The organism is Ensifer sp. NM-2 (assembly GCF_003024455.1).
In the GTDB taxonomy this organism is placed as follows: domain Bacteria; phylum Pseudomonadota; class Alphaproteobacteria; order Rhizobiales; family Rhizobiaceae; genus Ensifer; species Ensifer canadensis.
On the sequence record NZ_PVZR01000016.1, the window covers coordinates 62,955 to 81,579 of the forward strand.

Here is an 18,625-nt window from a genome sequence, read left to right on the forward strand (position 1 = left end):
GGTCGTCAGCCTGAAGCGCTTGCGCTTTCTATAACTGCGGCGGCCGGATCGCGGCTCGGGCGCCACCCGCGCGTAAAGCCCAAGCTCATCGAAATTTCGGCCAGTGCGAGCTGTTCGCGCAAATGCCTGCAGTCGGCCAATAGGGTCCGGATGGTGGCCTCGGCATCGCCATTGTGCCAGGCGAGGGCCGCGGCGAGTTCGTCAGGCGTCTGATCGACATCGTCGGTCTGGGTGGTTTGCTGAGCGGCGGACATGGTTTCTCCTTGTCCGGGGGGCCTTCCCGGAGCGTTCGTCTTGTAGGTTTTAGGTTGGCGGCCGCATCGCCGGTGAAATTAGAACTTCTTGGCCGGTGGCTATTCAATCCGGTGTTCGAAGTAATACCGATTGGGCGCTACACTGCCGTGGACATAGCCGAATGCGCGCCACTTCGTGCAGCCGGAATGCTCGCAAAGGTGCTCGACCAGGCCGCTTTCTACTCTCTTTGTGGCGCCGATTTCGTCACTCATGCTGCCTGCTTTCCCGCTGTGATGTTCCTAATATGTTCTCGCGACCGCAAGAGTCAATGTCCCTACTTGGGGCGGTTGCTTTTTGATCGATCGCTAATGTATTATACAACTCTAACTTTAGGAATTTGATGGCACGGGGGAGACATGCGCCATCAGCATGGCAGAGTTCCACAGCGACGGAGATCACTGCTACGAGATGCGCCGGCCCTGCTTGTCCTTGTAGGCGCCGCAGGCATCGCAGGCGTGACGTCGATCGAGGAGTGGATTTCAGACCCCTCGAAGCTGCTTTCGATGGTCGATCCCGGTTGCACTATCAAAGGCAATGTCAGCATCAATACCGGCGAGCGGATCTACCACGTGCCAGGTCAGGCGCTTTATTCAGAGACCGTGATCAATTCGCATTACGGAGAACGGTGGTTCTGCAGTGAGGCCGAAGCGCGGGCCGCTGGATGGCGAAAAGCACGGCCTTAGCCCTGAGGTGTCACCAAGCGTTCAGAGATCAACGACACGCCGAACGGACGGCTCAGATCTGCTTGAGAGACCCGAGCTGTCTGTTTCATGTCTGCGGCTTTGCGCTGCTAGCGAAGCCACTCGTTCCAGCGTTGCAGCAGTTGCGCCGCATTGGCGTTGATCCACTCTGAATCGGGGACAACCATATAATCCCGGACCTCGTCTGCATGCGGCATCGTCTTGCGCACGTCTTCCGACATCAAGGCGATCGCCTCGGTGCTTGGCGGCGTACACGACAGCAATTGGCACGCCTTTGCCTGCGCCTCCGGCGAATTCAGCCAAAAAGCCATCAGCTTCAGCGCGTTCTCACGGTTGCCAGCACCCCTGACAAGCGCAATTCGGTCTCCAACCAAAAACGATGCCTTGTAGGACCAGGCGATCGGCAACCCTTCGTTCTGCATCGCCTTTGCGCGCGTCAGCCATATCTGTCCAACTGAATAGTCGCCATTGCGAAACCCTTGCACACTCTGGTCGCCGGTCTTCCACCACACCGAAACTGCGGGCCGGATCTCGTCGAGTTTTCTTAACGCGCGCTCGACGTCAAGCGGAAACAGCTCCTCACGGCTGACACCATCGGCAAGCAATGCCGCTGCCATCACACGCCATGGATCATCGAAGTTCGGAAAAGCACGCTCACCCGGAAACGTCTTGCTGTCCCACATATCGGCCCAGGTCTGCGGCGTCGGATTTCCTTCGCCAGTTCGATAGGCGAGCAATGTGGCTGTCGATTGCAAAAGCGCACCGCCGGCCGCACAGGCGTTGGCACCGAGATCCCTCCGTCCGGCGAACTGTTTGCAGAAATCCGTCAGGTCTTCGGTGACCGCCTTGTGTGCCTTGGATGCCGCCTGGATTTCACCATCGAGATAGAGATCCCAGGTGACATTTCCAGTTTTCACCATTGCCGCGACCTTGGCGCGCATTTCCGCGTTTGTCGCAACGACAGTTACGACCCTTATCCCGGTCGACTTCGTGAAGGGATCGAACCAGGCCTCCTTCAGCGCGCGGTCGTAGGCACCGCCCGTCGAAGCAATGACCACCTGCTCTGCTGCAAGCGATACGGAGGACCAGGTTAGCAGAGGCAAGACGCAGGCAAGCACTATCCGGTGTATTCTAGTCCAACGCAGCGGAATCGAAATCATGGCTGTTTTCCTTTGTAGGATTAGCAGGGAAATGGAAAGCGTCGCTGTGATCAGTTTCGCTTTTGGGCATTGGCCAAATGAATGGCGCCCATCAACATGAGGGAAATGGCCACCAGCACTGTCGAGACCGCGGCGATGACCGGCGTGAGGTTGAAGTCGATATCTTCGAACATCTTTCGTCCGATCGACTTGCCGCCAATATCCGAGATGAAGAACGCGACCGTCGCTTCATCGAACGAAGCCAGAAAAGCGAACACAGCCCCTGCCGCCACACCCGGTGCAATATTGGGCAAGACCACAAGGACGAAGGCCTGAAGCCTGTTGGCCCCGCAGTTCAATGCTGCCAGTTCCAGCGCGGGGTCGAAACGTTGCAGCGCCGCCGTCACCGTGATCATCACGTAAGGTGTGGCAAGCACGGTATGGGCGATGAGAAAGCCGAAGAAGTTGCCCGTAAGCTGCAGCGGCGAGAACACCAGATATAGTGCGACCCCAAGGACAATGTGCGGCACGATCATCGGCCCAAGCGCAAGAGCCTGAAGCGCCGATCTGAAGGGGAGGCGCCCTCTCACGATCGCCAGCGCGGCCATCGTGCCAGTAATCGTGGCCGTCGCAGTCGTAGCAAGCGCGATCTTGAGGCTGAACCAGGTTGCCGCCATCCAGTCCGGGTCACTGAAATAGGCACGGTACCATTTGAGGCTCAACCCGCTCGGAGGAAACTCAATATAGTCCTTTTCGCTGAGTGACATGGGGATGACGATGAGCGTTGGCAGCAGCAAGAAGAAAAGGACGCAACCGATCACGACAGCCAGAGTGATCATGCCGACGGTCTTGGCAAAGACGTGGAAGGCTGACGCGGCGTAATGGTCGCGAACCAGGGACAGACGATTTGGCGAACGTGCGAGATCAATGGACACTGTGCAATCCCTTGCTGAGCGAGAGCGTCTTTCGAAACAGGAAGACGAAGATGAGCGTCACGGTTAAAAGCACCGACGAAAGCGCTGCGGCGAACGGCCAGTCGAGCAGAACAGTCGTCTGCTGTCCGATCAACGTTGCCATCAGCATAGATCCCGGGCCGCCGACCAACGCCGGCGTGATGTAAAAGCCCAGGGCAAGGACAAAGCACAGGACGCTGCCCGCAAAGACACCCGGCAGGCTAAGCGGCAAGGTGACACTGATGAATGCGCGAAACGCTCCAGCACCAAGATTGCGCGCTGCCCTGACATAGTCGGGCGGCAAGGTCCGCAATGTCGAATAGATTGGCAGGATCATGAACGGCATCAACACATGCGTCATTGCCACAATGACCGCGCCCTGCGTGTAGATCAGCTTCAGCGGTCCGTCGGTGATACCGACATCCGCCAAAAGTGTATTCACGATGCCATTGCGCTGGAGAAGAACCACCCACGCGTAGGACCTGACCAGAACCGATGTCCACAAGGGTATGAAGACGCAGGCCGCAACCACCATGGCAACGCCATGTCGCAACCGCGCCATCAGATAGGCGACGGGAAAGCCGAGAAGCAGGCTTGCAATCGTCACAACGAATGCAACCTTCACCGTGCTCGCCAACACGCCGAGATAGAGCGGCTCGGCAACAAGCCGCCGATAGTGATCAAGGCTTCCGCCCTCAAAACTCAGCGCAACCAGCCGGGTGACGGGATAGACGAACCCGAGGACCAGTGCGGCGACAAGTGGCGTCACCAAGCAGACCGAAACGCTACGCGAATAAAACCGTGCGGATGCCTCAGTCGATCGTGGCTGGCGTGCGGCCATGGCCTGCGAAACTTCGGAAAGGCCGCTCATGCCGCATGCCTTTCCGTTTCTGGAAACAAGTGAATGGCTCCATCATCGAGCAGAAGGTCAACCTGATCTCGCTCGTGAAATGGCAATCCTCCATCGGCCGGCAGCTGTATCTGCAACACAACGTCCGGGCGGCTTTCCAGCCGTACCATGACAATATGGACAGAGCCCACAAAGACACAGGTCTCCACGACAGCCGCAAGGCAGCCCGCACCACCTTCACCACACCTGGCAACCCGAAGCCGCTCCGGGCGTATCGCAAGCTTTACTGTTTGCCCGGCCGATGGGCCGACATTTCGCGGACCTTGTGAACGAATGGAAAGAACAGTGTCGTCGGAAAGACGCACCACGGCCGTGCCACCTGCGTTCTCGAGGCAACTGCCTTCGATGAAGTTCATGCGACCGATAAAATCGGCAACAAATGCGGAATTCGGATGCCGATAGAGTTCTGTGGGAGGACCGAATTGCATCAACTCGCCGCCGGCCATAACCGCAACGCGGTCTGACATGGTCAGGGCCTCGTCCTGATCATGCGTCACATAGACAACCGTAGCGCCCAGCCGCTCTTGCAGGCGCTTGATTTCGAACTGCATCGCCTCTCGCAGCTTCTTGTCCAGCGCACCCAATGGTTCATCCATCAACAGAACAGGCGGCTCGAATGCCAGCGCTCGGGCTAATGCAACGCGCTGCTGTTGGCCGCCGGACAATTGTTGGGGGTAGCGCTCCCCATAACTTGAGAGCTGCACGAGTTCGAGCATCTCCTCGACCCGTGTGGCAATCCGCGTCTTGTTCGATCGGCCCCGCATCCGCAACGGAAATGCGATGTTTTGATGCACCGTCAGATGCGGAAAAAGAGCGTACTTTTGAAACACCATGCCGATGCCACGCCGGTTGGGAGCAACATGCGTTACATCTCGTCCTCCAATGACGATCTTGCCGGCGCTCGGTCCCTCAAATCCCGCGATCATGTTGAGCGCGGTTGTCTTGCCGGAACCGGAAGGACCGACAAGCGAAACAAACTCACCGGCACTGATTTCAAGCGACAGGCTCGTGACGGCCCTAACACTGCCAAAATGCTTTTCGAGCCCAACAAGCGATAAATATTGACCAATCAATTCTGACTTTCCTTTCAACTGTTCCGGTGACGCTCTGTGGCGTCTAACCTCTGAAGGGCCCGTTTGACGGCCCCGTACCAACAATCCCCATCGGGCGACCCGCAGGCGCAGCCAGGGCAAATCAACGGCGATGAAAAAATCCGCGCCAACCTGGCAGGCGGCACCCGTGACGATAATCAAGAAAGCTGCTAGGACTCGTTGATGCGACAAAAGCTTTGCAGAACTTTCATATTTCATTTTTGTTGCATCAAAAATTTGCATTGTCAACTGAGTGAGAGGTTTGAATGGCGGTCCATGTGAGCGAGTTGGCCGATATTGATCGTGCGGCGGAGAACCTTGGCGATGCGGCGTATCGCCAGATGAAGGAGCGGATTATCCGTGGCGTCTACCGTCCGGGGCATAAGTTGACGGTGAGGGCGGTTGCCCAGGACTTAGATGTCAGTACTACTCCTGCGCGTGACGCCATCAATCGGCTCGCAAGCGAAGCGGCGCTCGTCTATGCCGGCCCAAAGACGGTCGTCGTGCCTGTCCTTGATGCAAAAGCCCTGCAGGAGATCACGCTTATTCGGTTGGCGCTCGAGGGGTTGGCTGCGCAGCAGGCCGCCGAACATGTTGTCCCGCAGGACGTGCAGGCCCTTAGGTCTCTGCAAAAACAAATTAATTCAGCACTTGACGCTGGGCAGTACGCAGATGCCCTGTGGCACAACAAGGAGTTCCATTTCGCGATCTTCCGGCTGGCAAAATTGCCGCACCTTGTTTCGATGATCGAAACCCTTTGGTTGCGGATCGGCCCCTCCCTGCACGATCTCTACCCAGAATTTGCAAAGGAGCGGTTTGGCGTTCACAACCATGAGGTTGCGATGGAGGCGCTCGAGGAGCGCGATGGTGCAGCCGTCCGGGCTGCAATGGAGAATGATATTCGCGACGGCTATCGGCGTCTGAGGCGAGCCTGTCGCGAAAGGGCGATTGGCTCGGCGCAATAGAGAATTTGTTGCATGGACTTGACTGTTGGGTTTTTTGTTGCAACAAAAGTGTAAAGCTCGTACAAACGACGAGCCGAATTTGTTGCTCAGAAAGCCCAAGCCATGTCAGTTCAAGGAATTCATGCCGCGCAGGCCTCGCCTGCACGGACTAAATCGACACGTCTATTCCGTCGCGCAGTGCCGGTTTTCCCCGGTGGTGTGACCCGCGCCACGGTGGAGAAAGATCCTATCCCGTTTTACGTCGCGTACGGGGAGGGCGCCTATCTGGTTGACGTCGATGGCAATCGTCTCCTCGACCTCAACAATAACTTTACGACCCTTATTCATGGACACGGCTTCGAGCCGGTCCGTCAGGCTGCAAGCGATCTTATGCGGACGGGAACGTGCTTTGCCAACCCGACGCAACACGAGATCGGGCTTGCCGAGTTGCTTGTTGATCGTATCCCGGCCATCGAACAAGTGCGCTTCGTCAACAGCGGCACCGAAGCGGTGATGTTCGCAATCAAAGCCGCCCGCGCATTCACGGGCCGACCTGGAATTGTCAGGGTCGAAGGGGCCTATCACGGCGCTTATGATTGGGCCGAGGCCGGGCAGGCGGTGGCCTCAAACCCAGACGATCGGGCAGCAATCCCACGGGCAATACCTGCCTACCATGGCACTCCTGTAAGTGTCGCCGATGACGTCCATCTCATTCGCTTCAACGACGTGGACGGACTTGAGCAACGCCTACACGCCTTGCGTGACCGTGTCGCCTGCCTGTTGATCGATCCGATGCCCAGCCGCGCCGGTCTTCTTCATCCCAATGCCACCTTCATCGAGGCACTGAGTTCGGCTGCACGCAAGCATGGCATTCTCATCATCGCCGATGAGGTTCTCAATCTCAGGCAGGGCTACGCAGGAGCCTCGCCGCGCTACGGGCTCACCCCCGATCTCGTCACGGCCGGCAAAATCATCGGTGGTGGGTTCCCGATCGGCGCGATCGGTGGACGTGAAGAGATCATGCGGGTTTTCGGTACACAGGTGAACAAGCCTCTGCTGCTGCAGGGCGGCACATTTTCCGCCAATCCCGTCTCCATGGTCGCCGGTCGCGTCGCCATGGAAGCAATGACACATGATAGCTTCAATCACCTGGAGGCGCTTGGAGAACGGCTGCGTGACGGCCTTCGAAGCAGCATCAGCCGCGTTGACGCGCCATTCTCTGTCACCGGCGCAGCTTCGCTGTTTCGAATACACCCCAAAACCAATGCACCAACCGAGTTTCGAGAAGCTTTGCTGAGCGATGCGGAAGGCCTCGTGATGAGGGGACTTGCACGGCATTTCCTTCAACGCGGCATCCTCCTTCCCCATGGCGCCGCAGCCAGCCTTTCGACACCAATGACCAACAGCGACATCGACCTCATCCTCGCTGCCTTCGATGATTTCCTGAGTGTTCACGCCGCCAACGAGAGGGCGCAATCATGACCAATGCCGCAACTGAAACTGTCGCCGAGCGCATTGCCCACATCCTTTGCCGCCACCAGGTGGAAGTCATCTTCGCCCAGAGCCTTCCCTCGGCAGTTATTCTCGCAGCGGAGGCGGCTGGCATCAAACAGATCGCCTATAGGCAAGAAAACATGGGCGGGGCGATGGCCGACGGATATGCCCGCATATCAGGCAAAGTCGCTGTGGTTGCCGCCCAGAACGGTCCTGCCGCGACACTTCTTGTCCCGCCTCTTGCGGAAGCCTTAAAGGCGAGTGTTCCGATCGTTGCGCTCGTTCAGGATGTCGAACGCGACCAAACAGACAGAAACGCATTCCAGGATTTCGACCAGATCGCGCTCTTTCAATCCTGCGCCAAATGGGTCCGGCGCGTTCAAGTCCCAGACCGGATTGACGACTATATCGACGCCGCCTTTACCGCAGCTGCATCCGGCCGCCCGGGGCCAGCAGTCTTGCTCCTACCTGCCGATCTGTTGCGCGCGCCGGCTCAGCCGGCCACCCTTCCGAGATCAAAATGCCTCGGCCGATGGCCACTTGATCGCACGCGTCCCTCTGAAGAAGCCCTCGATGAGGTGGCACGGCGAATTGCATCGGCGAAGGCGCCTATCATCGTTGCAGGTGGCGGCGTGCATGGCTCAGGCGCCGCAGAAGAGCTGACAGCTTTGCAGCATGAAGCAAGCCTGCCGGTGATAACCACCAATATGGGCAAGGGGGTGGTCGATGAGTTTCATCCATTGTCTGCCGGTGTCCTTGGATCATTGACCGGCCCACGCTCGCTCGGACGTCACTCGCTGCCTTTGATTGAAGAAGCTGATCTTGTCCTTCTGGTCGGTACGCGAACCAATCAAAATGGAACGGACAACTGGCGCCAAATTCCAACCTCTGCGACAATCGTACATATCGATGTCGATCCGGCAGAGATCGGACGGAATTATGAGGCAATCCGCCTCGTTGGCGACGCCGCGGAAACACTTTCGGCCCTTCGGGAAGCACTTGGTCGCGTCGACCTTACGCGTCGCAATAATGATCGTGCGCGATTGGAGGAGCGCATCAAAGGCTTCTGGACCGCGTTCGAAAGTGATCGTTTAGACGTTGCAACCGCGACTTCCGGGCCCATCCGTCCGGAAAGAGTGATGGCCGAGCTTCAGTCCCTACTGACCGCTGACATGATGGTCGTCGCCGATGCCTCCTATTCCTCGATGTGGGTTGTCGGGCAGTTGCGTGCACCAGGCGTCATGCGGTTTATCACGCCTCGCGGTCTCGCAGGACTTGGTTGGGGTGTGCCGCTCGCGATTGGGGCTAAGGCTGCCCGTCCACAAAGCCCTGTCGTTGCTCTCGTTGGCGATGGCGGCTTCGCCCATAGTTGGGCGGAGCTCGAAACCATGGTGCGCATGCAACTTCCCGTTCTCATCATCGTTTTGAACAACGGCATCCTTGGTTTCCAAAGGGATGCGGAGACCGTGAAATTCGGCAGATACACGACGGCATGCCATTTCGCCGACGTCGACCATGTGCAGATCGCCAAGGCTTGCGGCTGCCCCGCGGTCCGCGTTGAAGATCCTTGTGATCTGGCCGATCTGCTCAAAAGCAGCATCATTGCTGAGGGACCAATGTTGATTGAGGTCATGACAGACCCGGAAGCACATCCTCCTCTTTCTCTCTTTGCCAATATGGATGCGGCAGCATGACAAATCGCCAAACGGAAAGGATCGCCGTGGTGACCGGCGGCACGACAGGTATTGGGCTGGCAACAGCCCAATACCTTCTCGCACGCGGCCACCGGGTTGCGATCTTCGGTCAAAACGAAGGGCATGTGCGAAACGCCAAGGACGATCTTACCCGTGAATTTGGTGCTGAGCGCCTGTTCGCGCGCACCGTTGATCTCGTGCAACCACCTCAGATCACCGCATTCTTTCGTGAGCTCGAGCAAAGCTGGGGAAGTGCTGGTGTTCTCGTTTGCAATGCCGGGGTCTCGCCGAAGGGTGTCGACGGTCCGTCCCCCTTCGATGAGGTCGACCTTAAAGAGTGGAACTCAGTTCTTTCGGTCAATCTAACCGGTGCAATGTTGTGCTGCCAGGCGGTGTTGCCAGGCATGGTCCGGCATGGATTCGGACGCATTGTGTTCGTTGGTTCGATCGCCGGGCGAACGCTTCCCCGCATCGCCGGTAGCGCTTACGTAACCTCTAAGGCAGCAATGGCTGGTCTCGCGCGTTCGCTTGTCTGGCCTTATGGCGCCCACGGCGTCACAGCCAACGTCGTTGCTCCGGGCAGAATTGCGACCGCCATGGCCGGTGCTATCAGCGCCCCAACCAATCAGGCGGCTATTGCGCGCATTCCCGCTGGCCGAATGGGCGTCCCGAACGAAGTTGCCGCTGCCATAGGCTTTCTCGCCGGCGATGAAGCCGCCTTCGTCAACGGGGCAATCTTGGATGTCAATGGCGGCGAGTACGCGCCAGCGTGAGGCTGAAGTTGAGCGTTTTCCGCAAAGGAGGATAGATGAACGGGCGAATAGTTATCCATACCGAAGACGCGGAGCTTTACCTGCTTCTTAAACACATCCTCACGCTTGAAGGTTTCTCGGCTGAAAACACCAACCGTTTGACCGAGCTGCTGAGCCGTGTTCATCTTGCCCCACCGCTGGCGGTCATTGTCGACGGCTCTGATCTCGACATGAATGCATCTGCCGTCTGCGCCCGCATCAGGGCCAACACAAAGCCTGAGGCAAAGGTTGTGTCTCTCGTAAATACGGCGAACGGCGGCGACGGTCATCACCTGGCCGCGTCAACCGGGGACTGCATCATACACCGTCCGTTCAATCCGGAGCGGCTGCTTGCATTTCTGCGCGGTTTGCGCGCCGATGTGGCGGCGCAATCCAGCACGCAAACACCAAAGATACTGCGTTACGCCGACATCGAAATGAACCTCAGTCGGCTTCGCGTCGAGCGCGACGGCCACCCGGTCCTTCTGTCGGCGCTCCAGTTTCGTCTGTTGCTGTGCCTGATGCGGGCTCCCGACGTTGTCCATACCCGCGATGACCTAATTGCCGCTGCTTGGCCACCCGATGCAGAGGTCGAACCGCGAACCGTTGATATTCACATTGGACATATAAGACGAGCAATGAAGCGGGCGGGGGCTGATGTCATTCGAACCGTTCGCTCTGTCGGGTACGCGCTTTACCTGCCATCGCATTGACTGAGCGGATTTAATGGCTTTGCAGAACTCTTCCTATTTGTGATCTTCGGCCGGCGAATCCAGGCGTGATTTCGGGACGAACCCCAACGTGAATCCAAAGAGCCGCCCGATCTTGGCAACCGTGTCGACAGTCGGATTTGCTTTCCCGGTTTCAATCTCAGCGACTTGTCTGCGCGTGATGCCAGTCAGTTCCGAAAATTGTTTTTGGTTCAAACCAAGTGCCCTTCGGATCTCAGAAACAGCCTGGGGAAGTCGCAGATCCCCAGCCGCCGCTCTTTCAGCCAGGCGCCGTCTCAATTCCCTCGTTTCTTCCTTGGTGGGTTTCTTCCATCGAGGCATATTCTCACACCCCCGGCGCTGAAGCGGCTGCGTCCAGCACCTTTCCAACAAGCTCGGCGCACCCTGACATTGCGAAATCCACGACTTCCGCGGGCACTCCCATTGCCAGCGATATTTTCGGTGCGTTGGCAAGCCGCTCTGCAAACGTCGCCATCTCCTCAAGAAGCGCGGCCGCTGCTCTCTCGTCCTCCATGAAAACTGCACGGCAGACCTGCCACCAATCAGGATCGCTGTCGCGGTGTGTGTCGCGCATCACTCCCCATCTCGTCGATCTGGCGATGCCTTCGATCGCAAGACGCATCGGCGCGAAATCGAACAGCGGCGCAAGTGTGATGCCTCCACCAGGAGTCTTGCGCAGAGCGGTGTTCCGTCCATGGTTGTCAGGATTACCCATCGCTCTATTGGTGAGATCGCGTTTCGCGTATTCCACGATATCGATGAATGGTTGGTCCGAATGGCGCTTCAAGACATTCACATAGTCTTCGTGGTCTGCGTTGTGTCCGAACTGCGCGACGCCAATGCTAGAAACCATGCTTTCCTGGCCGAAGCGACATAGCAGCCCTCCTTGGATTTCCCGATCAAAGCGTGGGATCATCAACACCCCTTGCTCATAGGCCGAGACTTCATGAACCCGCAGGCCGAGCTCTTTGGCAACGCGCGAATAGCCGGATTCCGCCTCCAGGATCAGCCGATCGCGTTCGTTGCTGCTCCTGAGTAGTTTTACGATTACGTGTCGGATGGCTTCGTTGTCCTTCACAAACGCGTCTGGATAATAGAGACCATCGAACGCTTGTGTTAGAGCGACCTTCGGCCATTCGCCTTGCAGGCCGCTCGATCCTGAGGCGATCATGCCGAACCGGTCGACGACTTCGATGAATTTTTCGCTGCGATTGAAGATGTCGTCTTCAGTGACCCCAGCGCGCGCCACGTTCTTAAGTCGTTCCCGTTCAGCCTCCGCTGCCTGCTTGATGCGGACGTTTCCCACCGGGCTGCCCGCTGCTCTCAGAAGGAGTGGGAGGTCGGATTCACGGTCATCCACATGCAGCCCAAGGTGCTCCGCGAGCTTACGTCGCGCGTGCCCCTGTGGCATGAGGTCTAGTAGGAAAGGAGGCCAAGTCGCCAGATATCGACTCTCAAGGTCTACAGGGAACCTGACAGACATGGCTCTGGCGTCGCCTACCTCACCGTTGGCACTATAATCTGCGGCGGCGAAATTGGCGAAATAGTCGATGTCATACTCAACGATCGACGGCCCCCGATAACCAAGCTGGGCGTCGAGGATCTCAATTGTGCCGCATTCGCGCCAGTCGCTTCTCCAGAATGCTTCGACAGTCAAACGCATTTAATAATCCCCTTTAAGGGATATATTAATAGAGCTTTCGGCTTTTTCCAACCCATCAAAAGGGTCTGTTGTTTTGGTCGAGATTTTACTGCGGAGAAGGACTGATCACAGAATTCGACTCCGTCGAGCGTCGCTACGCGATTATCCAGGATGCGCAGCTTGCGTGGCGACCCAGTGCACCCCTAGGTCAACCAACTGGCGTCATCTTCAATGGCGCGCGGATCGTCGGTGGGATCGCGGCTGGGATAGGCGGCACGCTTGGCGTTCCTGCGGTTACTACGGCAGGTGCTACCTGGGCCATTAAGGGTACTACGACGGCTACCGCTCCCAGCGTCGATCGGGCCTCACAATCTACTTTAATTTCTAGCGGGTAGCGCGCTCAGCACAGCGGCATGTCAAAGCACCGACCCCGCGCGTCGTTGGGCGGCACACATATCGCTCGCCTTGCTCGAAAAAAAGCCGACGAAGTGAGAATCCTAGGACCGGTCGACCGACGCCCGATCCTCTTCTCATCGTCACCGTCGAACCAACCCTTTAAGTCTGTTGCAATCGGCATAAATCCTCCTTGTAGGAGGATGCCGCGATGTCAGAAGAATGGCCGATGTACATTCTGCAGTGTGTTGTCGTGATCGGCCTCGTAGGCGCTCTGTTCATCAGGGCAGGCTAAACCTAGACCAAACACCCGCATCCTGCTTCGACAGCTGCTCAGGTCCGCCACTTCGGCGTGCGCTTTGCGTTGTGTAGCAACTCGCGGGCAGTAGCAAAGTGACCGAATAGGTACCTAAGTCTCTTCTCCTCCTCGTAGCAGAGGCGGTGTCGTTTGCAGAAATCGGTTACTGACCAAACTTTCGTTGCTGCCTCAGTAGCAAGTTTTTCGGTTTCTATACGCTCCATGTTGACCTCCCGATGATTTGCGTTCGGTCATCCTACTAAAGTCTAATGTAGTGGGAAATAAACTAAGGCATAGCCACTTTGGGCTATTCCAGTTGTGATGGCGCGCATCTCGCGAGATCGCAATTGTGCGGCCGCTCTCCTGTTTACACGATCGAGCGGCCGCCTTTGTTATTGCGCAGGCGTTGTGGTTGACGGTTGGGTGGTGGATGGCTGCGTCGACGGCGTCGTTGTCGATGGCTCGGTAGTGGACGGTGTTGTTGATGGTGTGGTGGTCGACGGTGCGGTCGTAGTTGGCTCCGTAGTGGATGGGGTCGTGGTGGACGGAGTAGTTGTCGACGGCTGCGTCGTTGTAGACGGCGCTGTTGACGGTTCCGTAGTGGTTGCCGGCGGGGTTGCCGTTTCTGTCGCAGTGTCCTTCGTCCCTGGCATCAGGAACATCACCGCCAAGATGATGATCACACCTGCGACGACTAGGCCAATTACGGTATTCCGGCTCATGCAGACTCCTCCTAAGTGTGGCTTTCACTTAGAAACATGGAGCGCAGCTTGGGGTTTTCAATGCGAGGAAGCCAATGCACGACAAGCTTGAGCGCTCGACAGCACACGCACCCATCATCTTCCTGGTCAAGCGTAGTGCCTCGAGACAAAGATCTCTCCGCAATACGGAGTGCGCTGGTTTTGTTCGGAAGCAGAGGCGAGGGCAGCTGGCGTAGAGTGGGGAAGTGAGTGGCCACGCCTTCGGTTTCCTGCCGAAGGACATCACGATCCTCCGCCACAACCGTCTCACTGAAGCCGGTGGCAGCCTAGGGCGGCATTCGTCTAATAGCGCTGTGCCTCCCTGCACCATCCAGCGAGCACTCTCCACTCACACTAAGTCGTCTTGCGATCTTTCAGCGTTGAAAATACTCCAAACCAGAATTTGTAGTCATCACTACGCGCCTCAGTCCAGGCGTCCAGAGCGCAATAAGCGGCGGCTGTCGCGGCCTGCGGCCCATAAAGATCGATTGCGGCGGTGACCGCCTCCTCGGCTCTGAAATTTTTCCAGATGCCGTCCTTACCGGCCGTATCGCTGATGCCGGACGATTTAACGAGAATTTTGGACAAGCTCAATCTCCCTGCTGTCCGGCAGGTGATGTTGATGTTGCCGGACGTTGGAACTCCGTATCCGTGAGCCACAGAAGCCGCTTGGCGGTTCTTATCGTGTCGTCCCTGGCAACATTATTCGACAACGAACGCTTGTCCTCGTCGGCTATCGATAGCCCTAAGATAGCGGCAAAGCTCGGGCTTTGGCAATCTTTTGTTGCATCAATGATTGCGAACATTATTGCAAAATCCAAACATATAGCGAAGTACACAGTACAATTTGAGGGGTGCAGCGAGTTGGTGGATTCTGATAGTAAGTTAGTTTGTGACATCAAAAGCATGAGGCAACGATGAAACGCCAGCGAAGAACAGCCGCGGAGGCTGCGCAATGAAACCTCTGATCCTTATTTGCCCGCGCAACGTGGACATCTACCTCCTGCTCACGCACATCCTGAACGTCGATGGCTTCCGAACCGTGCTGGCCAGTGAAGAAGAGGTCGTCGAGAAAGCAGCGGCGATGAAGCCGGAGGTGATTATCCTGGATACAGGCACAGACGCGGCATCGACTTTAAGGACAGCCGCGGCGATCAGATCCAACGAGATCACTGCCGCAATCCCAACAATAGCCCTCGTAGCAGCCGGCGAGGAGCGGCATTATCTGGATCTCTTGAAGGCCGGCGTAGATGAAAACTTCGTTCGGCCCGTGTTGCCCATTAGGCTATTGAATTATCTTCATTCTCTTTCAAAACTCGCCGCACGGCCGGCGGCAACAGAACCGCCGTTGACGAACACGCTGGCGGATACATTGGCATTTGGAGGATTGAAAGTTCGGGTGGGGCGGCGGCTGGTGATATATGAAGGGCGCGAGCTGCAACTCGGACCAATCGAGTTCAAGTTGTTGAGCCGGCTTCTCGAGGCTCCCGGCAACGTCTTCTCCCGCCAACAATTGATCGAGGTCGCCTGGCCGCCAAACCTCTATGTTCAGTCGCGCACCGTCGATGTGCACATCGGCCACCTGCGTCGTTCGCTGCGACGCCTGACCGGCGGCAATCTCATCCGCACAGTCAGGGCGTCAGGCTACGTCGTGGAACTCAAGCCGTCTATGGGCGAAGGTTGATTTAGTAATACTGTCTGTCTTGAATTTAGTATCTTATAATTCAGTGAAATGTGAGTTATTATTTAAGCTACTCTTTTTGTATTTTGCAGAAGATTCAAAAATATTTGCACAATGCTTCGTTGAATAGGATCGTTACAACAGCCAGTCTCCACTCAATTCATGTTCTGGAGGCACGAAATGTCGATAAACACCAAAACCGGTCCGAACGGCGCAAGTAGGAGCCTTCGCCGGAATACCGATAGTCTCATCCGCCATTCGCGAAGCCACTTCGATGCTGCGCATTTCCATGGACTCATGGCGCTCTATGCGCGCCCTTCAGTCGGTCGGGCTGTCGTTCTACCGCATGAAGGCGAGCGCCGTGTCGTTGATTTCGTGCGCTGCTCCTATCTAGGGCTCGATAATCATCCGAAAATTATCGATGGCGCAATCGAAGCGCTGATCAATTATGGTGCCCTGCATTGGTCTTGCGCGCGAACGCGCCTCAATTTCGCGATCATCGGTGAACTCGAAATGGCCTTGTCAGAGTTGTTCGATGCGCGCGTGATTGCGTTCAGCACTGTGCTGGCGGCAAACATGAGCGCGCTTCCGTTGATCGCTTCCGGTCACCTGACAGGTGGCGCCAAGCCCGTGATGGTTTTTGACCGCCTCGCCCATGCGACGCTTGCCTACCACAAGGGAACGCTCGCTGGTGAAACCAAGGTCGAAACGATTGAGCACAATGACATCGAGGCGCTCGAGGCACTTTGTAAAAGAAACCCTGCAGTTGCCTACATTTGCGACGGCGTCTATTCCATGGGAGGTTGTGTCAAGCTCGAGCAACTGCGCCAGTTGCAAGATCGTTACGGCTTGTTCCTCTATGTCGACGACGCCCACGGCATCTCCATCTTCGGAGGCAACGGCGAAGGCTATGCCCGGTCGCAGATTGACGGTTCGCTCGGTGACCGCACGATTATTGCAGCATCTCTGGGCAAGGGTTTTGGCGCCTCAGGCGGGTTGCTGATGCTCGGCAACGACCACCAGGAGCAGCTCTTTCGAAGGTTCGGGGTTGCTCACGCATTTTCCGCATCTTTGAATGTAGCAGCGATCGGCGCTGCACTCGCATCCCAAGCCTTGCATCGCACGCCGGAACTCCAAAATCTGCAGCTTGAGCTGCAGTCACGAATTGCTCTTTTTGACTGCCTCGTCCCAACGCAGCAGCGCGGCTCCTCGCTGCCGATAAGAACAGTCGAGATCGGTGACGAATTAAGAGCAATCGCGGCGGCGAGAACTTTGCTGAATAGAGGTTTCTACACATCGGCAATTTTCTTCCCGACCGTTCAAAAGGGACGCGCCGGATTGCGCATATGTCCGACAGCGGGACATAGCGAGGGCGATATCAAGGCAATCGGCGAAGCGATCGTCGCCGTCCTCGAAGAGTTCGAGCAAGCGGGGGTGGGATCAAATGCTGACTTCCAACGCTAAATTCGGCTTGCCCACGACCGCCAGTGAGCTGTGCATTGAGGTTCCTGGCGCCGCATATGTCGTCAGACGCCTGGCAGAACGTCCAGCACTTGGCCAACCGCTGCAGACGGACGATGGCGATCTCATCAAATTTGCAGCTGGCGGGAAGATCACAATGTGGGCGCGCGGCAATCGATTGTTTCTGCTTGTGGAGGCAATTGACCTCCTCACGCGTATCGCGATCGAAGACGTTCTGGCCGTGGAGCTTAGTTCCATCCACCCAACGCTTCCGACCTTGCTGCTGTGGCATGCCGCCAAGTTCGATCGCCTGCAGTCGACGCACCATCGTGAACAAGGGCGAACTTCAATTCCAGTGTAGCGACATGCGCAAAGCATGGGATTTCTCACGCCAGTGAGTCCGCCCCTGCCAGCCCGCTTCCGCCTCAATCCAATGGAGCGAATCGCCTATGATCAATAAAAGTCTATTGCCGCTCAAGGCGAGCTGGCCTGCTTCAGTCTCGCAAAAAGCGTATCCGATATCTCGAATTCGCGGGCCTTGCCCCGTCCGAGCGCGTTCTTTGCCCAGCCTTCCCTCAAAAGGCCGCGGGCAACCAGCTGGTCGATCGGCTCTGCCGCTCCGCCCCGCGTCAATCCTGTCTTTTCCGTGATGTTTGTCAGTGTCAGCGGGATGTTGGCCAGGTGCAAGGTATAAAGCAGGCTCAGCATTCCCAGCTGCTTGAGGCGAGCCTGCGGGGTCTCTCCCTCTACCGGATTGTCCATGATCTCGCTCATTGCGAGCGACGAAAACGTAATGCTCTGCCAGCGGGCGTCAAATGACGTTGGCATGGATTTAACTGTCATTTTTGTGACACGCAGGCGATCTGACAAATCGCTCCCCCAAGGTCTCACTAGTTGCTCCGCGAGGTTTTCGCATGGTTTTCAGCATCTCTAAGATCGTCCTATCCGGCTCTTTGTCGATTGCAATATATGCCGTGTACGAGACTAAATCCTATGCGGATAATTGGGCATGTGAAGTCCTTCTTTGCCTGTCGAACCCTGGCGGCCCAACCGAGTTTGCGGAATGCCGGCCGTCAATCCACAAGCTTTGGAAACATTTGGCGAAGGGGCGGTCCTTCCCCGTCTGTAGCGGTATCGGTTTTCGAGCGTCTCGTCCGGGGTATGAGCCCTATTACTGCGAAGCTGGGTATCGGCTGAGCCAGCGCAGCGGAGACCGCGGCCGCGAAGCGACATGCATTTCGTTGCGGCCGGTCCCAACAGGCAACGACAGTTGTACGAGGCGGTGGCTGGACGGGCGACAGGCGGGTCAATGGGAATGGGCACAAGGACGACGCGTCTGCGTAGCGTACCGGCTGAAACCGCCGCATGTGCGCCAACACCCCCGCTTCGTCGACCTAACGATTGATGGGGTGGCGCCCCAACGTGTGTGGTTTTGATCCGATGCCCGTCCTATTCGTCGAATTGGCTGAGTCCTGCGCACCGACGATCTCAAGCGAGATCCTCGCGGCTGTCGTCAGCATTGAAAGCGGCATTGCGCCGTTGGCGATCCGTATCAACAGTGATCATCCGCTCGGCGCTCCGCCGCGCAATATCGTCGAAGCCGCCGATATTGCGACCAGGCTCATTGCCGAGGGCCATAGCGTGGATCTCGGGCTCGGGGGCATAAGC

At 57.1% G+C, this 18,625-nt stretch carries 22 protein-coding genes; 10 read left to right on the forward strand and 12 right to left on the reverse strand.

What is annotated here, in order from left to right; translation table 11 throughout:
- Window positions 1–5 precede the first annotated feature (5 nt).
- Window positions 6–254 carry a hypothetical protein gene (locus C6558_RS26545; RefSeq protein WP_057206290.1) on the reverse strand — a complete coding sequence of 83 codons (249 nt, stop codon included), beginning with the start codon at window positions 252–254 and terminating at the stop codon, window positions 6–8.
- Window positions 255–353: 99 nt separating this feature from the next.
- Window positions 354–506 (reverse strand): hypothetical protein, encoded by a 153-nt coding sequence (locus C6558_RS40380; RefSeq protein WP_164474987.1) that lies wholly within the window; start codon window positions 504–506, stop codon window positions 354–356.
- Window positions 507–749: 243 nt separating this feature from the next.
- Between C6558_RS40380 and C6558_RS26550 the strand changes: the two genes are divergently transcribed.
- Window positions 750–977: a hypothetical protein gene (locus tag C6558_RS26550; protein WP_057224222.1), complete on the forward strand. Its 228-nt coding sequence runs from the start codon at window positions 750–752 to the stop codon at window positions 975–977.
- Window positions 978–1,084: 107 nt separating this feature from the next.
- Here C6558_RS26550 and C6558_RS26555 read toward each other — a convergent pair whose 3' ends face one another.
- From C6558_RS26555 to C6558_RS26570, 4 genes are all read right to left on the reverse strand, one after another.
- The gene (locus C6558_RS26555; RefSeq protein ID WP_107027936.1) at window positions 1,085–2,155 is read right to left on the reverse strand and encodes an ABC transporter substrate-binding protein; all 1,071 of its coding nucleotides are present in this window, start codon (window positions 2,153–2,155) and stop codon (window positions 1,085–1,087) included.
- A gap of 50 nt (window positions 2,156–2,205) precedes the next feature.
- On the reverse strand, window positions 2,206–2,973 hold the full coding sequence (locus tag C6558_RS26560) for an ABC transporter permease (RefSeq protein ID WP_057206433.1): 768 nt from the start codon (window positions 2,971–2,973) through the stop codon (window positions 2,206–2,208).
- Window positions 2,974–3,058: 85 nt separating this feature from the next.
- Window positions 3,059–3,928, reverse strand: a complete 870-nt coding sequence (locus C6558_RS26565) for an ABC transporter permease (RefSeq protein WP_225906398.1) — start codon at window positions 3,926–3,928, stop codon at window positions 3,059–3,061.
- A gap of 26 nt (window positions 3,929–3,954) precedes the next feature.
- On the reverse strand, window positions 3,955–5,070 hold the full coding sequence (locus C6558_RS26570) for an ABC transporter ATP-binding protein (RefSeq protein ID WP_107027938.1): 1,116 nt from the start codon (window positions 5,068–5,070) through the stop codon (window positions 3,955–3,957).
- 284 nt (window positions 5,071–5,354) lie between these two features.
- Here C6558_RS26570 and C6558_RS26575 point away from each other — a divergent pair, with 284 nt between their 5' ends.
- The 5 genes from C6558_RS26575 to C6558_RS26595 all read left to right on the forward strand — a co-directional run bounded on the left by C6558_RS26575 (window position 5,355) and on the right by C6558_RS26595 (window position 10,724).
- Window positions 5,355–6,053: a GntR family transcriptional regulator gene (locus tag C6558_RS26575; RefSeq protein WP_107027939.1), complete on the forward strand. Its 699-nt coding sequence runs from the start codon at window positions 5,355–5,357 to the stop codon at window positions 6,051–6,053.
- 102 nt (window positions 6,054–6,155) lie between these two features.
- Window positions 6,156–7,514, forward strand: coding sequence for an aspartate aminotransferase family protein (locus tag C6558_RS26580; protein WP_084815217.1), 1,359 nt, complete (start codon window positions 6,156–6,158; stop codon window positions 7,512–7,514).
- Window positions 7,511–9,220, forward strand: a complete 1,710-nt coding sequence (locus C6558_RS26585) for an acetolactate synthase catalytic subunit (protein WP_107027940.1) — start codon at window positions 7,511–7,513, stop codon at window positions 9,218–9,220. Before C6558_RS26580 ends, C6558_RS26585 begins: the two co-directional genes overlap by 4 nt.
- Window positions 9,217–9,993 (forward strand): 3-oxoacyl-ACP reductase FabG, encoded by a 777-nt coding sequence (gene fabG, locus C6558_RS26590; protein WP_057206305.1) that lies wholly within the window; start codon window positions 9,217–9,219, stop codon window positions 9,991–9,993. The genes C6558_RS26585 and fabG overlap by 4 nt, the downstream gene beginning before the upstream one ends.
- A gap of 35 nt (window positions 9,994–10,028) precedes the next feature.
- Window positions 10,029–10,724, forward strand: a complete 696-nt coding sequence (locus C6558_RS26595) for a response regulator transcription factor (protein ID WP_107027941.1) — start codon at window positions 10,029–10,031, stop codon at window positions 10,722–10,724.
- 33 nt (window positions 10,725–10,757) lie between these two features.
- Here the strand turns inward: C6558_RS26595 and C6558_RS26600 are convergent, their stop codons facing one another.
- From C6558_RS26600 to C6558_RS39740, 4 genes are all read right to left on the reverse strand, one after another.
- Complete coding sequence (locus C6558_RS26600; protein WP_025428883.1) at window positions 10,758–11,063, reverse strand: helix-turn-helix domain-containing protein; 306 nt, start codon at window positions 11,061–11,063, stop codon at window positions 10,758–10,760.
- 4 nt (window positions 11,064–11,067) lie between these two features.
- On the reverse strand, window positions 11,068–12,405 hold the full coding sequence (locus C6558_RS26605) for a type II toxin-antitoxin system HipA family toxin (protein ID WP_107027942.1): 1,338 nt from the start codon (window positions 12,403–12,405) through the stop codon (window positions 11,068–11,070).
- Between the two features lie 1,764 nt (window positions 12,406–14,169).
- Complete coding sequence (locus C6558_RS26625; RefSeq protein ID WP_057206315.1) at window positions 14,170–14,403, reverse strand: hypothetical protein; 234 nt, start codon at window positions 14,401–14,403, stop codon at window positions 14,170–14,172.
- 2 nt (window positions 14,404–14,405) lie between these two features.
- Window positions 14,406–14,621 carry a hypothetical protein gene (locus tag C6558_RS39740; protein WP_128090507.1) on the reverse strand — a complete coding sequence of 72 codons (216 nt, stop codon included), beginning with the start codon at window positions 14,619–14,621 and terminating at the stop codon, window positions 14,406–14,408.
- A 149-nt stretch (window positions 14,622–14,770) separates the two neighbouring features.
- Here C6558_RS39740 and C6558_RS26630 point away from each other — a divergent pair, with 149 nt between their 5' ends.
- From C6558_RS26630 to C6558_RS26640, 3 genes are all read left to right on the forward strand, one after another.
- On the forward strand, window positions 14,771–15,499 hold the full coding sequence (locus C6558_RS26630) for a response regulator transcription factor (protein WP_057224230.1): 729 nt from the start codon (window positions 14,771–14,773) through the stop codon (window positions 15,497–15,499).
- A 177-nt stretch (window positions 15,500–15,676) separates the two neighbouring features.
- Entirely contained in the window at window positions 15,677–16,960 is a 1,284-nt protein-coding gene (locus C6558_RS26635) for an aminotransferase class I/II-fold pyridoxal phosphate-dependent enzyme (protein ID WP_107027946.1), read from the forward strand.
- Window positions 16,941–17,318: a hypothetical protein gene (locus C6558_RS26640; protein WP_107027947.1), complete on the forward strand. Its 378-nt coding sequence runs from the start codon at window positions 16,941–16,943 to the stop codon at window positions 17,316–17,318. The genes C6558_RS26635 and C6558_RS26640 overlap by 20 nt, the downstream gene beginning before the upstream one ends.
- 113 nt (window positions 17,319–17,431) lie before the next feature.
- Here the strand turns inward: C6558_RS26640 and C6558_RS26645 are convergent, their stop codons facing one another.
- Complete coding sequence (locus C6558_RS26645; RefSeq protein ID WP_057206320.1) at window positions 17,432–17,785, reverse strand: MarR family transcriptional regulator; 354 nt, start codon at window positions 17,783–17,785, stop codon at window positions 17,432–17,434.
- Window positions 17,786–17,883: 98 nt separating this feature from the next.
- Between C6558_RS26645 and C6558_RS41725 the strand changes: the two genes are divergently transcribed.
- Complete coding sequence (locus C6558_RS41725) at window positions 17,884–18,393, forward strand: hypothetical protein (RefSeq protein WP_371412306.1); 510 nt, start codon at window positions 17,884–17,886, stop codon at window positions 18,391–18,393.
- A gap of 52 nt (window positions 18,394–18,445) precedes the next feature.
- On the opposite strand, the gene C6558_RS41730 is transcribed toward C6558_RS41725, so the two are convergent.
- Window positions 18,446–18,595: a hypothetical protein gene (locus C6558_RS41730; RefSeq protein WP_337797716.1), complete on the reverse strand. Its 150-nt coding sequence runs from the start codon at window positions 18,593–18,595 to the stop codon at window positions 18,446–18,448.
- Between the last annotated feature and the right edge of the window lie 30 nt (window positions 18,596–18,625).